Source organism: Cellulosimicrobium cellulans (assembly GCF_007679345.1).
Classification (GTDB): Bacteria; Actinomycetota; Actinomycetes; order Actinomycetales; family Cellulomonadaceae; genus Cellulomonas; species Cellulomonas cellulans_A.
This window is the reverse complement of sequence record NZ_VEGH01000009.1, coordinates 140,921-155,254: the sequence shown is the minus strand read 5'-3', so window position 1 is coordinate 155,254 and position 14,334 is coordinate 140,921. Positions and strand designations below refer to the sequence as shown.

Sequence of the window (14,334 nt, the reverse complement as noted above, 5' to 3'; positions counted from 1 at the left end):
TCATCCCTCGTCCCCGCGCAGGCGCCGCAGCGCCGTCCGGGCGCCGCGCAGCGAGGTGGGGTCCTCGCCCACCGGCGCCACGCTGCCCTCGACCGCCATCTCGTACACCGTCAGCACCTGGTGCGTCACCGTCGACCAGTCGTACCGCCCGACGGCCGCCCGGCCCGCCGCGGCCACCCGGTCGCGCTCCCCCGGGTCGCCGAGCAGCCCGATCAGCGCGCGCGCGAGGTCGGCGGAGTCGCCGGTGCGGAACAGCACGCCCGCGGCGCCGTCGTCGAGCACCCGCCGGAACGCGCCGAGGTCGGAGGCCAGCACGGCGGTGCCCGCGCTCATCGCCTCGACCAGCACGATGCCGAACGACTCGCCGCCGGTCTGCGGCGCGCAGTACACGTCCGCGGACGCGAGCAGCCGCGCCTTCTCCTCGTCGGTGATCCCGCCCAGGAACTCCACGGCGTCCGCGTCGTCACCGAGCAGCTCGCGCACCTCGGCGGGGCCGGTGTCCCCGCGGCCGGCGACGAGGATCCGCACGCCCGGGAAGGCGCGGCGCACCTCCGGGACCGCCTCGAGCAGCACCGGCAGGCCCTTGCGCGGCTCGTCCAGCCGGCCGAGGAAGACCACGGTCGGCGCCTCGGGGGTGCCGGCCCAGCGCGCGTCGGTGGGCACCCCGTCGAACGCGTCGACGAACACGCCGTTCGGGATCACGACCGCGTCGCCGCCCAGGTGCTCGACGAGGGTGCGGCGCGCGTCCTCGGACACCGCGATCCGCGCGCCGATCTTCTCCAGCGACTGCCGGACCAGCGGGTAGGCGAGCTGCAGGGAGCGGGACCGCACCAGCGAGGAGTGGAACGTCGCGACCACGGGGCCGTCCGCGATCCACAGCGCGAGCATGCTGAGCGAGGGCGTGGCCGGCTCGTGCAGGTGCAGCACGTCGAACTGCCCCGCCTCCAGCCAGCGGCGCACCTTGGCCGCCGTGATCGGCCCGAACGCCAACCGGGCCACCGACCCGTTGTACCGGACGGGCACGGCGCGGCCGGCGGAGGTCATGTACGGCGGGATCGGGGTGTCCTCGTCGGCCGGCGCCAGCACGGACACGCTGTGCCCGCGGTCGATCAGCGCCTCCGCGAGGTCCCGGACGTGGAACTGCACCCCGCCCGGCACGTCGAACGAGTACGGGCAGACGATGCCGACCCGGAGCGGGCGTGACGGCCCGGGCGCCAGCCCGGCGATCACGAGGCCGCCTCGCCGGCCGCCGCCTTCGTCCGTGCGTACCGCTCGGGGTCCAGGTCGGCCACGAACACCTTCTGCAGCATGTGCCAGTCCTGCGGGGCCCGGGAGATGCCCCGCCCGAGGTCGTCGACCCACGCCTGGGTGAGCACCGCGACCCGCTCGGACCGCGGCACGTCGTCGGGCACGGTCAGCAGCCGGCCGAACTCGATGACGACCCCCCACGCGGTGCCGGCGGCCCGTCGGCGCGCGCCGGTCAGCCGCTCGTAGGTGATGGACGTGGCGCACAGGGGCGCGCCGGTCGAGACCGCCAGCGCGGCCGGGCCCGCCGCGACGCGCGCCCGCTCGCCGAACAGGTCGACCTCGACGCCCCGGGCGGTGAGGTCGCGGTCCGCGAGCAGCGGGATCAGGCCCGGGCTGGGCTGCCGGGCGGTGCGCACCAGCTCGCGGAACACGCCGCCCCCCGCCCCCCCGTCGGACAGCGGGATGATCTCCAGCCCGATCCCCTCGCGGAACCGCAGGAACTCCTGGAACAGCGCCTCCGGCTTGAGACGCTCGGCGACGGTGACCGTCCGGCCGAGGTTCCGGGTGGCCCACGCGCCCGCCAGGTCCCAGTTGCCCAGGTGGCCCAGCGCCATGACGACCATCCGGCCCTCGTTCATCGTGCCGACGACCTCGCCCGGGTCGACCAGCCGCACCCGCGCGTCGATCTGCTCGGGCTTCGCCCCCACCAGCGCGAACGACTCGCCGTAGTACCGCATGTACGACCGCATGCCGAGCAGGCTCAGCCGGCGGATCTCGTCCGGGCGTGCCTGCGGACGCACGCGCCCGAGGTTCGCCTCGAGCTGCCGGACGCCAGCGCCGCGCAGGAGCCACACCACGTCGGCGACGAGCCGGAAGACCCCGCGCACCACCGGGTCGGGGACCGTGCCGACGACCCGCCACGCGAACGCGAACAGCCGCGCCACGTCCACCTGCGGCCGCCTCACGCCGCCCCCAGCGCCTGGCGCCGGACCGTGAGCACGCGCTGCACGACCGTCACGAGCGACGCCACGGCGAGCAGGCCGAGCACCACGACCAGCACCGGCTCGGGCACGCCGACGCCGACCAGGGCGGTCGCGACCAGGACCGTCGCGAGCCGGTCGGCGCGCTCGGCGATCCCGACCGCCGCCGTCATGCCGAGCCCCTCGGCGCGGGCCCGGGCGTAGGGCACGATCGCGCCGAGCACCAGGCACGCCAGCGCCAGGCCCGAGCCCCAGCCCGCCCAGGACGACTCGCTGCCGTGCACGAACCACAGCACCAGGCCCGAGAAGATCGCGGCGTCGCCGAACCGGTCGAGCGTCGAGTCGAGGAACGCGCCCCACGGCCCGGACCGGCCGGCGCGCCGCGCCATGACCCCGTCCAGGCTGTCCGTCAGCGCGAAGAACGCGATCACCAGGCTCGCCGCCAGGAAGTGTCCCGCCGGGTACAGCCACAGGGCCGCCGCGACGACGGCCACGGTGCCGGTGATGGTCACCGCGTCCGGCGAGACGCCGCGCTTGAGCAGCGCGTCCGCCACCGGGGTGAAGAGCCGCGTCATGGCTCCTCGCAGTCCGTTCAGCACGGGCCGGTCATCCCTTCTGGTCGCCGGCGGCGACGTCGTCGGCCGCCGGCCAGGCCGCCGCGAGGCGCGCCCGGGTGTCGTGCAGGAGCTCCGGCAGCGCCCGGGTGCGGCCGACGATCGGCAGGAAGTTGCTGTCGCCCGACCAGCGCGGCACCACGTGCTGGTGCAGGTGCGCCGCGATGCCCGCGCCGGCGACGGCGCCCTGGTTCATGCCCAGGTTGAAGCCGTGCGGGCCGCTGACCTCGCGCAGCACGCGCATCGCGGTGCGGGTCAGCTCGGCGACCTCCGCGACCTCGGCGTCCGTCAGGTCCGTGTAGTCGGCGACGTGCCGGTACGGGACCACCAGGACGTGGCCGCCGTTGTACGGGTACAGGTTGAGCACGACGTAGGCGACCGCGCCGCGCGCGACGACCAGGCCGTCCTCGTCGGACAGCGCGGGGATGCGGCAGAACGGGCAGCCGTCGCCCTCGGCGCCGTCGGCGGGCTTGTTCTCCCCGCCGATGTAGGCCATCCGGTGCGGGGTCCACAGCCGGCCGAAGCCGTCGGGCACGCCGGGGAGGCCGGCGGCGTCCTCCACCGCCGGCTCCCCCGGGCCGTCGCCGTGCGCCGTCACCGCGTCAGACCTGCGCGTGCTCGCGCACGGCGGTCACGACGCGCTGCACGGCCTCCGCGACCGGGACGCCGTTCTCCTGGCGGCCGTCCCGGTACCGGAACGACACCGCCCCGGCCTCGGCGTCCTCGCCGCCCGCGATCAGCACGAACGGGATCTTCTGCGTCGAGGCGTTGCGGATCTTCTTGCCGAACCGGTCGCTGGACCGGTCGAGCTCGGCGCGGATGCCCTGGGCGCGCAGCTGGGCGACGACGTCCTCCAGGTACGGCTCGAACGGCTCGGCGACCGGCACCGCGAGCACCTGGACCGGCGCGAGCCAGGCCGGGAACGCGCCCGCGTAGTGCTCGGTCAGCACCGCGAAGAACCGCTCGATCGACCCGAAGAGCGCGCGGTGGATCATCACCGGGCGCTGCCGGGTGCCGTCGGCCGCCGTGTACTCCAGGTCGAACCGCTCCGGCAGGTTGAAGTCGAGCTGGATCGTCGACATCTGCCAGGTGCGGCCGATCGCGTCCTTGGCCTGGACGGAGATCTTCGGGCCGTAGAACGCGGCGCCGCCCGGGTCCGGGACCAGCTCCAGGCCGGACTCGGTGGCGACCTGGCGCAGCGTCTCGGTCGCCTCCTCCCACGCCGCGTCCTCGCCGACCGACTTCTCGGGGTTCCGGGTGGACAGCTCCAGGTAGAAGTCGTCCAGGCCGTAGTCCTTGAGCAGGTCGAGGACGAAGGTGAGCAGGCTGGTCAGCTCGCCCTTCATCTGGTCGCGCGTGCAGTAGATGTGGGCGTCGTCCTGAGTGAAGCCGCGGGCGCGGGTCAGGCCGTGCACCACGCCGGACTTCTCGTACCGGTACACCGTGCCGAACTCGAACAGCCGCAGCGGCAGCTCGCGGTACGAGCGCCCCCGCGAGTCGAAGATCAGGTTGTGCATCGGGCAGTTCATCGGCTTGAGGTAGTAGTTCTGCCCCGCGCGCTTGATGTTGCCCTCGGCGTCGCGCTCCTCGTCCAGCTGCATCGGGGGGTACATCCCGTCCGCGTACCAGTCCAGGTGGCCCGAGATCTCGAACAGCTGCTGCTTGGTGATGTGCGGCGAGTTGACGAACGAGTAGCCCGCCTCGACGTGCTTGCGCCGGCTGTACTCCTCCATCTCCATCCGGATGATGCCGCCCTTGGGGTGGAACACCGCCAGGCCCGAGCCGATCTCGTCCGGGAACGAGAACAGGTCGAGCTCGGTCCCCAGCCGGCGGTGGTCGCGGCGCTCGGCCTCGGCCACGCGCTCCAGGTACGCCTTGAGCTCGTCCTTGGTCGGCCACGCCGTGCCGTAGATCCGCTGCAGCTGCGGGTTCTTCTCGCTCCCCCGCCAGTACGCGGCGGCCGAGCGGGTCAGCTGGAAGCCGTTGCCGAGCACCTTGGTGCTGGGCACGTGCGGGCCGCGGCACAGGTCCTGCCAGACGACCGTCTCGGACTCCCGGCCCGCGCCGCGCACGTTCTGGTAGTAGGTCAGGCCGCCGGCGCCGACCTCGACCGACGCGCCCTCGCCCGCGGTGTCCGCGGTCGACTTGAGGCCGATGAGCTCGAGCTTGTACGGCTCGTCCGCGGCCAGCGCGCGCGCCTCGTCGTCGGTGACCTCGACCCGGCGGAACGTCTGGTTCTCCTTGACGATCCGGGACATGACCTTCTCGAGTGCCTTGAGGTCCTCGGGGGTGAACGGCTCCTCGACGTCGAAGTCGTAGTAGAAGCCGTCGGTCACCGGCGGGCCGATGCCGAGCCTCGCCTTCGGGTTGACCTCCTGCACCGCCTGCGCGAGCACGTGGGCCGCGGAGTGGCGCAGCACGGCCAGGCCGTCCGGCGAGTCGACCGTGACGGCCTCGACGACCGCGCCGTCGGGCAGCGGGCGGGACAGGTCCCACAGGTCCCCGTCGACCCGCGCGACGACCACGTCGCGGCGAGCGGCGAACAGGTCCGTGCCCGTGGTCCCCGCCTCGGCCGTGGTGCTGGTGCCGTCGACGGTGAGGGTGATGAGCTCGGACACTGCGGGGTCTCCTCCGGTCGGGCCCGCGCCTCGCGCGCGGGGTCCGGGTCGATGCTACCGACCGGTTCGGGCACGCCGTTGCGGCGATCAGGTCGTCGCGTGACCTGCCAGGGCCAGCGGGACGTAGTAGACGCCCCGCTCGTTCTCCGCGACACGCACCGTCAGCAGATCGTCCACCCGGACGTGATCGTTCACGTCGATCAACTCATCCGTGTCCAGCAGCGCGCGCACGGCGTAGGCCGGGATGAGCCCTTGGACACCGTTGTCGTCGACCGCGAAGGCATAGCGAGGCCCGGTCGTCCGGACCCGGACCTCGGCCGTGCCGTCGGCGCTCCCCGCGCGCGGTTCGGCTGCCTCGCAGACCTGCGCCTCCGAGACCTGGTCGGTGTTGTTGGCGACCTCCTCGGCGAGGTCGTCGGCGAGGCGGTCCACCTCGGCCAGGAGGTTCGCCATCGTCCGGGCCACCGAGCGGTGGAAATCGCTGACCTTGATCGCGGTCCCGGGCTTGTACAGGTCCTCGTGGGTCAGCTCGCCCCACGCGTCCTGCAGCCTCGTCTTGATCTGCACCTCCACGAACACCGGCGCTTCGCCGGTCACCGAGACCCGGTAGATGTGATGGGCAGCCCGATAGCCGGACTCCTTGGCGTGCGACGCATAGTCGCGCGCATCGACCCGCTCGATGCCGGCGAGGGTCGTGGCGCACTCGTCGAGACGTTCGCAGAGCAGGCGCTGGTCCCGGGTCGACTTGCACAGCACCTTCACCCCGACGATGTCCTTGAGCGCGCCCTCGACGTCGTCGGCCGACCCGAGCCGTAGGTCCGCGTCCTCGGCCTGCTTGCGCTTCACCTTGTCGATCGCGCGCGCGGGGTCCTTGATCCGGCCGGGTTCGACCCGCAGCCTCGACCGGTCCTCGCGGGTCAGCAGGCGCGCGCACTCCCGGTCGAGCCAGGCGGCCACCTGGTTCTGCGCGTCCTGCCAGGCCCGCATGCGCTCCCGGTACGCCACTGCCACGAGGTCGACGACGTCAGCCACTTTCGCCTCCAGACGGCCCCCCGTCCGAGGTCATCGACGCGCTCGCGGCGACGTCGGACCAGATTGGTCGGAGGCTATCAGTCCGACGCGGTTGCGAAGCGTCGTCTCGGACCGAGGTCACGGCCCGGGTGGTGACGCGAAGAGCCCCGCTGACCTCAGGTCAGCGGGGCTCTGTCCGGCAGGGTGGGCGATACTGGGTTCGAACCAGTGACCTCTTCGGTGTGAACGAAGCGCGCTACCACTGCGCCAATCGCCCGGCAGACGAGAACATTACCCGACCCGGGGCGCGGATCCGAAATCGGCGCGGCGGGCCCGCTCGGGGAGCGGGACGGACGCGCGGAGCACCGCACGGTCGTCCGCTGCGGACCGCTGCTGAGGGGTCCGGGTGGGTGAAGTTCGGCCCGGGACCTCCGCTCCTGGCGACCCGTGCGTCATGATGGTCTTCTCGCGAGACGTGTGTGTAAGGAGGATGCGGTGGCCCAGCGCTCGTACGACGTCGTCGAGACCGTCGCCATGCAGCTCATCAGCTCCGATGCCAGCGTCCTGCCTGTCACCGCGGAGCTGTCCTACCGCGTGAGCGACCCCTACACGGTGCGTGCCGTGTTCACCTCGCCGCAGTCCACCTCCGTGTGGCTGCTCGGCCGCGAGCTGCTGCTCCAGGGCATGCTCGCCGACGCCGAGGACCCCGCCGGCTGCGGCGACGTCCAGGTCTGGCGCGACGAGGACCCGATGTTCACCCTGGTCTCGCTCACGGGCATCGAGGGCAGCGCGCTGCTCGCGTCCCCGTCCGAGCCCCTCGAGCGGTTCCTCACCGCGACCGAGCAGCTGGTCGCGCTCGGCACCGAGAGCGACCGCATGGAGGGCGAGATCGCCGCCCTCATCGCGGCGCTGCTCACCGCCTGACCGCACCGTCGTCGTCCCCCGCCCCCGTCAGGGGTCGAGGTCGTCGGCCGCCCGCGCCCGGAACAGCCGCGCCACCTCGGCGGTGAGCGGGCCGACCGCCACCGGCGCGCCCTCCACCGCCTCGGCGCCGACGACCCCGCGCAGCGACCCGGCGAGCGCCAGCCCGGCGGTGCCCGCGCGCACGTCCTCGACCACCGACCACGGCAGCTCGTCGGCGGTGGCCTCGCGGACCGGCAGGCCCGCCTCCCCCGCCCACGCCAGCGCGAGCGCGCGCGTGACGCCGGGCAGGCAGCCCGACGACAGCGCCGGGGTGAGCAGCTCGCCGCCGCGCTCGACGAGCACGTTCGACGTCGCGCCCTCGCACAGCGCGCCGCGCGTGTTCGCGAGCAGCGCCTCGTCACCGCCGGCGCGGGTCGCCGCGGCCAGCGCGAGGACGTCCGCGGCGTAGGACGTCGACTTGTGCCCGGCCAGCGGGGACCGCTCGTTGCGCACCCAGGCGGACCGGACGACGTGCGCGGGGCCGCGGACCGGCGCGGGGGCGGCGGTGACCACGAGGGCGGGCGCCGCTGCCTCGCCGCCCGGGCCGGGCGCGCCGGGGCTCACCGTGATGCGGAGCCGGCCGATTTCCGGGCCGCTCGCCGCGAGCACCGCCGTGACGGCCTCGCGGACCACGTCGTCGTCGGCAGCCGGCAGGCCGAGCGCCTCCGACGACGCGGCCAGGCGCGCCAGGTGCCGGGTGAGCGCGAAGGCCCGGCCGCCGACGACCGCGCAGGTCTCGAACAGGCCGAGGCCGGTCGCGTACCCGGGATCGGTGCCCGCGACGACGGGCTCGCGCGGGTCGCGCAGCCGGCCGCCGGCCCACAGGACGCTCGCCACGGCGGTCATCCTGCCACCGGGCCGGCGCCGCCCGAGGCCAGCCCGACGAGCCGCCGGGCCTTGAGCTCCGTCTCCGCCCACTCCGCGTCGGGGTCGCTCCCCCACGTGATCCCCGCGCCCGTGCCGAACCGCAGCACGCCGTCGCGCCACACGAAGGTCCGGATCCCGACGGCGAGCTCGGCGCGGACCTCGCCGTCCTCCGCGACCTCGACCCACCCCACGGCACCGCAGTACGGCCCGCGCGGCACCGGCTCCAGCCGGCGGATCAGGTCGAGCGCCGACGACTTGGGCGCCCCGGAGACCGACCCGGGCGGGAACGTCGCGCCCAGCAGCCGCGTCCACAGGTCCGCGCCGTCCCGCACGTCGGCGCGCAGGCGCCCGCGCACCGTCGACACCAGGTGCACCAGCCCGGGGTGCTCCTCGACGCCGAGCAACGTCGTCACCTCGACCGTGCCCGGCTCGCAGACCCGCTGCAGGTCGTTGCGCACCAGGTCGGTGATCATCACGTTCTCGGCGCTGTCCTTGGCGGTCAGGCCGTGGGCCGTGGGCGCGGTGCCCTTGATGGGGGCGGAGGTCACCCAGCCGTCCTCGACCCGCAGGAAGAGCTCCGGCGAGGCCGTGACCACCCAGACCGGCGGCACCGCTCCCCCGGCCGGGACGTGCACGCCGCCGGCGTACGGCGCGGGGTTCCCGGCCCCCAGCCGGGCGCCGAGGGCGCGGGCATCGGGCTCGCGACCCCCGTCGGCCGGCAGCGGCGCCGTCAGCACGCGGCAGAGGTTGGCCTGGTAGACGTCGCCCTCGCGCACGGCGTCGCGGACCGCCGCCACGGCGGCGACGTAGGCGCGCTCGTCGAGCGACGTCGACCAGGCGCCGGGGTCGGGGCCGCGCCAGGCCTCGGCACCGGGGGCCTCGGCGGCATCCCGGGCGACGTCGTCCTCGGCGACCCGGAACCGCCATGCGGCGACCGGGCCCTCGAAGTCCCCCACGAGCACCCAGTGCCCGGGCGCGCGCAGCCGCGCGGGCTGCCGGGCCACGTCGGCCACGTGCTCGACCGGGTCGCGGAGCAGCCGCCCGCCGAACCAGGCGACGCCGGCGGCGGGTGTCGGCAGCACCGCGGGGGCGGCGGGAGGAGTCGGCACGGGGGCCACGCTAGCCAGCCCCGGGCGCCGCCCGCGGAAGGGGGTGTGGCGCAGGTCGCACGACCCGGTCCGGGGCTCGCGCGGCCCCCGACGCCCCTGCTGAGCGGCCGGATCCGCGTCATCACGCGGGACTCCGGCCCCCTGGTCAGCCAATTGGACTCCCGCCTCGAACGTCGGCTAATGTTCTCGACGCACCAGGAACGCCGGTGAGAACCGGCAGGACAGGCGCGCGGACGTGGCTCAGTGGTAGAGCATCACCTTGCCAAGGTGAGGGTCGCGGGTTCGAATCCCGTCGTCCGCTCGGAGGCAGACACTCCCGGCCGACCTTTCGGTCGCTGAGGACTGAGGTCTCAGGGTGGAGTGGCCGAGAGGCGAGGCAGCGGCCTGCAAAGCCGTATACGTGGGTTCGAATCCCATCTCCACCTCGTAGCAGCACCCGGGCGATTGGCGCAGCGGTAGCGCGCTTCCCTGACACGGAAGAGGTCACTGGTTCGATCCCAGTATCGCCCACCAGCAAGGCCCCAGGTCACAGACCTGGGGCCTTCGCCGTGCACCGGGAAGCACGGGCCGGTTCCCTGCAGTGGTGGCACCGTCGTTCGGGCGATTCTTCTCTCGCAGCTGCTGGAACCTCGGGCTCCCGGCGGTCGAGGCCCCCACGGTCGCGCTCGCCGGCGCCGACGTCGACCTGTCGCTCGCCGACGGGGTCCTGCGCTCCGACGGCACCACCGTGCCGTTCGCCCGGCCGCCCGAGATGATGCTGGAGATGGTGCGCGCGGGCGGGCTCCAGGCGTTGGTGCTCGCCCGCCGAACCGCACCCGTACCGCCGACGGAGGCACGATGACCAAGCAGAAGTTCGACGACCTCGCGACCGACTACGACGCGAGCCGCCCCCGGTACCCCGACGAGCTGCTCGCGCACGTCGTCGCAGCGCTCCCGACCGGGCGCCGGCTGACCGTCCTGGACGCCGGCGCGGGCACCGGCATCGCGCTCGAGGGCCTCGTCGGCCTGCTCGGCGAGGAGCACGACTACGTCGCGGTGGACGTGTCCGGCGGCATGGTCGAGGTCGGCCGGGCCAAGCTCGGCTTCGTCGACTGGCACGTCGAGCCCGTCGAGCCGGCGCTGGCGCGCTACCGCGAGTCGCTCGACCTGGTCGTCGCCGCGCAGGCGTACCAGTGGCTCGATCGGGAGCGGTTCGTGCGCGAGGCTCTCGCGGCGCTGCGAGCCGGCGGCGTCCTGGCGGTCCTGCAGAACAACCGCGACCACGAGTCGTCGGCGTTCCTGGCCGCGTACGAGGACCTGCTCGAGCGCTGCAGCCCCGGGTACTCGCGCGACTACCGCGCGTTCGACGTCGCCCAGGAGCTGGCCGGGCCGTTCCGCGCCGCCGGTGGCACCGTCACCACGCACGCCGTCACCTGGTCCCGGCCGAGCGAGGTCGACGCGTTCGTGCGCATGGCCGCGTCCTCGACCCAGGTGCAGCGGGGGGTGACCGCGCACGGGCCGGTCGTCCTGGACGAGGTGCGGGCGCTGGCGGCCGCGGCGGCGCACGACGGGGTCGTGGACGTGGCGTACCGCTCGGAGGCGTACCTGGCGCGCCGGCCGGGGTGAGGGGGCGGGACCAGCCAGGTGCACGGCGTCCAGCACCAGCACGACGTCGCCGCCGAGCGCGTCCAGCAGCCGCGGCCGCGCGAGGCGTCCCGGGCACGGAACGGGCGGGTGCACCCTCCCAGCGAGCGGTGTCGGCATGCCGATCCCCGCGCACCCCCACGGCGGCCGGGCGCCGCGCGGGGACTGTCTACCACGCGGGTCATGCGGCCCTGGTGCGCTCGGGCTCGAACCAGGCCCGGTCGTCGTTCGGCTCGATGACACCGGACCCGGCCAGCCCCCGCGCGGCTGTCGACCAGGGAGCAGGTCTCCGCACCGAGACGCTTCCGTCTTCGGGATCAGCCGCCCGCACCTGCTGACAGTGATGGACTCTGGCGCGCTCCCCTCCACCGAGGTCGGGACACACCGTCGCACCGAAGCCAGCGACCTCCTCGAGTTCCACGAACGGCGGCAAGCGGCGCACCAGACGCTCGCCGACGCCCGCGCCGACGCACCGATCGCCGACCGGCACCACTTCCACGACACCGCACCGCTCAGCGACACCGCCCTCAGCACCTCGACTCGCTCGAGGAACGATCCCCGATCCCCGCGCGCGCTGCTCGACCGGCTGCGCGCGGAGACGACGGTGGACGTCGTCGAGCTGAACACCACCGTGCCGGCCGAGGGGCTCTACCGCGGGCTCCGGTCCACCGAGCCCCGTGACGTCGCGCTGCAGGCACGCGTTCGCTGATGCACGGGCCGTCCTCGGGACCGGGGCTCGCTACGCTCGCCCCGTGAGCGTCATCGAGCGGAACCACGTCCGGGTCTCGGGCGTCCCCGGCGCTCAGCCGCTCCTGTTCGCGCACGGGTTCGGCTGCGACCAGCACATGTGGCGGCTCGTCGCCCCGCGCTTCGAGGACGCGTACCGCGTCATCACCTTCGACCACGTCGGCGCTGGCGGCTCCGACCCGCGGGCGTACGACCGCGACCGGTACTCCTCGCTGGACGGCTACGCGGACGACGTCCTCGCGATCGTCCGCGAGCTCGACCTCACGGACGTGGTGCTCGTCGGCCACTCGGTGTCGGCGATGATCGGCGTGCTGGCGGCGGTCGCCGAGCCCGACCGGTTCGCGCGGCTGGTCCTGATCGGGCCGTCGCCGCGCTACCTCGACGACGACGGGTACACCGGCGGGTTCTCCGCGGCCGACATCGCCGAGCTGCTCGAGTCGCTCGACAGCAACTACCTGGGCTGGTCGCGGACGATGGCGCCGGTGATCATGGGCAACCCCGACCGTCCCGGGCTCGCGGCCGAGCTGACGGCGAGCTTCTGCCGGGCCGATCCGGACGTCGCCCGGCAGTTCGCGCGCGTGACCTTCCTGTCCGACAACCGGGCCGACCTCGCGAAGGTCGCGGTGCCGACCCTCGTGCTCCAGTGCAGCCAGGACGTCATCGCGCCCGTCGTCGTGGGCGAGTACGTGCGGGACGCGATCCCCGGCGCGGAGCTCGTGCTGCTCGACGCCAGCGGCCACTGCCCGCAGCTCAGCGCACCCGAGGCGACGACCGCGGCGATCGCCGCGTTCCTCCGCGCCTGAGGAGGGGGCCCGTGGCCGACGCGACCGAGGACCGGCTGCTCTACGAGCACGCCCCGTGCGGCCACCTGTCCACCACGCCCGACGGGGAGCTCGTCCGGGTGAACGAGACGTTCCTCGCCTGGACCGGGTACCCGCGGGCGGACCTGGTGGGGCGACGCCGGTTCGTGGACCTGCTCCCCGTCGGCGACCGCATCTTCCACGAGACGCACGTCGCGCCGTCGCTGCGCATGCAGGGCTCCGCGCGGGAGATCGCGCTGGAGATCGTGTGCGCGGACGGACGACGGATGCCGGTCCTCGTCACCTCGGTGCTCGACCGCGACGACGCGGGACGGCCCGTCGGCATCCGGTCGGCGGTGTTCGACGTGACCGAGCGGCGCCGGTACGAGCACGAGGTGCTGGCGGCCAAGCGGCGCGCCGAGGCCTCCGAGGCCCGCGCCGTCCGGCTCGCGCAGACCCTGCAGCAGACGCTCATCCCCCCGACGCCGCCGCGCATCCCGGGGCTGGACGTCGCGGCGGCGTACCGGCCGGCGGGCGACGGCCGGCACGTCGGCGGCGACTTCTACGACGTCTTCCAGGTCGCCACCGACGACTGGGTGGTGGTGCTCGGGGACGTGCAGGGCAAGGGCACCGACGCCGCCGTGGTCACGGCGCTCGCCCGGCACACGGTGCGCGCCGCGGCGGTCGACCACCCGGCGCCCCACGAGGTCCTGCACACCCTCGACTCGGCGCTCCGCGGCGCCGACACCGACCGGTTCTGCACCGCGGTGCTCGTGCGGCTGCGCCGGGAGGGCGCGGGGTGGCGCGCCACGGTCGCGAGCGGCGGGCACCCGCTGCCGCTCCTCCGCCGGCACGGGCAGGCGTCGCGCCCCGTCGGGGCGTACGGGCACGTCCTCGGCATCATGCCCGCGCCCGCGTTCGTCGACACCGCGCTGGACCTCGGGCCGGGTGACGCGCTGGTGCTGTTCACGGACGGCGTCACGGAGGGGCGCCAGGGGTCGCGGCTGTACGGGCCCGAACGCCTCGCCGGTGCCGTGGACGCCCACCGCGCGACGGCCGCCGACACCACCGGGGCGGTGCTGGCGGACGTGCTGGCGTTCCAGGCCGGCGACCCTCGCGACGACATCGCCGTCGTCACCGTGGCGGTCGACGCCGGACCGCCGGCGCCACCGGCCTGAGCCGCGGCCCGGAGCCCCCCGAGCGCCCGCGCCGGTCACCCCGCGGAGGTGATGCCTCCACCGGGCGGCGCGGCCACCGTGGAGGGGCCGCCGCACCCGCGCGGCCCGCCCGGACGCTGGAGCCCGCCATGGTCATCTTCCTGATCCGGCTGCTGATCTTCCTCGGCTCCGCGGCCCTCGGGCTATGGGTGGCCTCCCTGCTCCTCGACGACTTCCACCTGACGACCAGCGGGTTCCTCGCCGCGGTCGTCGTGTTCACGGTCGCGCAGGCGGTGCTGTCGCCGTTCATCGCGAAGATGGCGGCCCGCTACGCCGGCGCGTTCCTGGGCGGCATCGGTCTGGTGTCGACCTTCGTCGCCCTGCTGATCGCCTCGACCTTCACGGGCGGGCTGACGATCGACGGCGGGGCGGGGACCTGGATCGCGGCGGTCGTGATCGTCTGGCTGGTCACGGCGCTGGCGACCTGGTTGCTGCCGCTGCTGTTCCTGCGGCGCCGGCTGGAGGAGCGCCGGGCGGGCGGGCCGCGCCCCGCCTGAGGAGCCGGGGCGGCGGTGCCGTGTCCCCGGCGCCCCGTAG

Annotated in this window: 15 protein-coding genes and 4 tRNA genes; 10 read left to right on the top strand and 9 right to left on the bottom strand. The window is 74.5% G+C overall.

Translation table 11 applies throughout. The annotated features are described in order from the left end of the window. The 7 genes from FS882_RS13745 to FS882_RS13715 form a co-directional block, all read right to left on the bottom strand. Entirely contained in the window at positions 1-1,230 is a 1,230-nt protein-coding gene (locus FS882_RS13745; RefSeq protein WP_316043642.1) for a glycosyltransferase family 4 protein, read from the bottom strand. Further along, positions 1,227-2,213, bottom strand: a complete 987-nt coding sequence (locus FS882_RS13740; RefSeq protein WP_158373619.1) for a phosphatidylinositol mannoside acyltransferase — start codon at positions 2,211-2,213, stop codon at positions 1,227-1,229. The genes FS882_RS13745 and FS882_RS13740 overlap by 4 nt, the downstream gene beginning before the upstream one ends. Then, positions 2,210-2,827 carry a phosphatidylinositol phosphate synthase gene (pgsA, locus tag FS882_RS13735; RefSeq protein ID WP_158373617.1) on the bottom strand — a complete coding sequence of 206 codons (618 nt, stop codon included), beginning with the start codon at positions 2,825-2,827 and terminating at the stop codon, positions 2,210-2,212. Before pgsA ends, FS882_RS13740 begins: the two co-directional genes overlap by 4 nt. Positions 2,828-2,834: 7 nt before the next feature. Next, a complete protein-coding gene (locus tag FS882_RS13730; protein ID WP_158373615.1) occupies positions 2,835-3,440 on the bottom strand; it encodes an HIT family protein in 606 nt (201 codons plus the stop codon). A gap of 4 nt (positions 3,441-3,444) precedes the next feature. After that, positions 3,445-5,460, bottom strand: a complete 2,016-nt coding sequence (thrS, locus tag FS882_RS13725; RefSeq protein ID WP_158373613.1) for a threonine--tRNA ligase — start codon at positions 5,458-5,460, stop codon at positions 3,445-3,447. An 87-nt stretch (positions 5,461-5,547) separates the two neighbouring features. After that, on the bottom strand, positions 5,548-6,492 hold the full coding sequence (locus FS882_RS13720; protein WP_158373611.1) for a GTP pyrophosphokinase family protein: 945 nt from the start codon (positions 6,490-6,492) through the stop codon (positions 5,548-5,550). A 184-nt stretch (positions 6,493-6,676) separates the two neighbouring features. Continuing rightward, positions 6,677-6,748, bottom strand: a tRNA-Val gene (locus FS882_RS13715). 218 nt (positions 6,749-6,966) lie between these two features. On the opposite strand from FS882_RS13715, the gene FS882_RS13710 reads away from it, so the two are divergent. Next, the gene (locus FS882_RS13710; RefSeq protein ID WP_154728987.1) at positions 6,967-7,395 is read left to right on the top strand and encodes an SsgA family sporulation/cell division regulator; all 429 of its coding nucleotides are present in this window, start codon (positions 6,967-6,969) and stop codon (positions 7,393-7,395) included. A 27-nt stretch (positions 7,396-7,422) separates the two neighbouring features. Here FS882_RS13710 and FS882_RS13705 read toward each other — a convergent pair whose 3' ends face one another. Continuing rightward, positions 7,423-8,280, bottom strand: coding sequence for an aminotransferase class IV (locus FS882_RS13705; protein WP_316043641.1), 858 nt, complete (start codon positions 8,278-8,280; stop codon positions 7,423-7,425). Then, a complete protein-coding gene (locus tag FS882_RS13700; protein WP_262348291.1) occupies positions 8,277-9,410 on the bottom strand; it encodes a chorismate-binding protein in 1,134 nt (377 codons plus the stop codon). Before FS882_RS13700 ends, FS882_RS13705 begins: the two co-directional genes overlap by 4 nt. A 229-nt stretch (positions 9,411-9,639) precedes the next feature. Between FS882_RS13700 and FS882_RS13695 the strand changes: the two genes are divergently transcribed. The 9 genes from FS882_RS13695 (at position 9,640) to FS882_RS13655 (ending at position 14,294) form a co-directional block, all read left to right on the top strand. Beyond that, positions 9,640-9,711, top strand: a tRNA-Gly gene (locus FS882_RS13695). A gap of 53 nt (positions 9,712-9,764) precedes the next feature. After that, positions 9,765-9,835, top strand: a tRNA-Cys gene (locus FS882_RS13690). A 13-nt stretch (positions 9,836-9,848) separates the two neighbouring features. Continuing rightward, positions 9,849-9,923, top strand: a tRNA-Val gene (locus tag FS882_RS13685). A gap of 70 nt (positions 9,924-9,993) precedes the next feature. Continuing rightward, positions 9,994-10,251: a hypothetical protein gene (locus FS882_RS13680; RefSeq protein WP_158373607.1), complete on the top strand. Its 258-nt coding sequence runs from the start codon at positions 9,994-9,996 to the stop codon at positions 10,249-10,251. Beyond that, positions 10,248-11,015, top strand: a complete 768-nt coding sequence (locus FS882_RS13675) for a class I SAM-dependent methyltransferase (protein ID WP_158373605.1) — start codon at positions 10,248-10,250, stop codon at positions 11,013-11,015. The genes FS882_RS13680 and FS882_RS13675 overlap by 4 nt, the downstream gene beginning before the upstream one ends. Before the next feature lie 361 nt (positions 11,016-11,376). Then, positions 11,377-11,742, top strand: a complete 366-nt coding sequence (locus tag FS882_RS13670) for a hypothetical protein (protein ID WP_158373603.1) — start codon at positions 11,377-11,379, stop codon at positions 11,740-11,742. Between the two features lie 43 nt (positions 11,743-11,785). Continuing rightward, a complete protein-coding gene (locus FS882_RS13665; RefSeq protein ID WP_158373601.1) occupies positions 11,786-12,583 on the top strand; it encodes an alpha/beta fold hydrolase in 798 nt (265 codons plus the stop codon). Positions 12,584-12,594: 11 nt separating this feature from the next. Further along, positions 12,595-13,758 (top strand): PP2C family protein-serine/threonine phosphatase, encoded by a 1,164-nt coding sequence (locus tag FS882_RS13660; protein ID WP_187365300.1) that lies wholly within the window; start codon positions 12,595-12,597, stop codon positions 13,756-13,758. Between the two features lie 128 nt (positions 13,759-13,886). Further along, a complete protein-coding gene (locus tag FS882_RS13655; RefSeq protein ID WP_158373597.1) occupies positions 13,887-14,294 on the top strand; it encodes a phage holin family protein in 408 nt (135 codons plus the stop codon). Positions 14,295-14,334 lie beyond the last annotated feature (40 nt).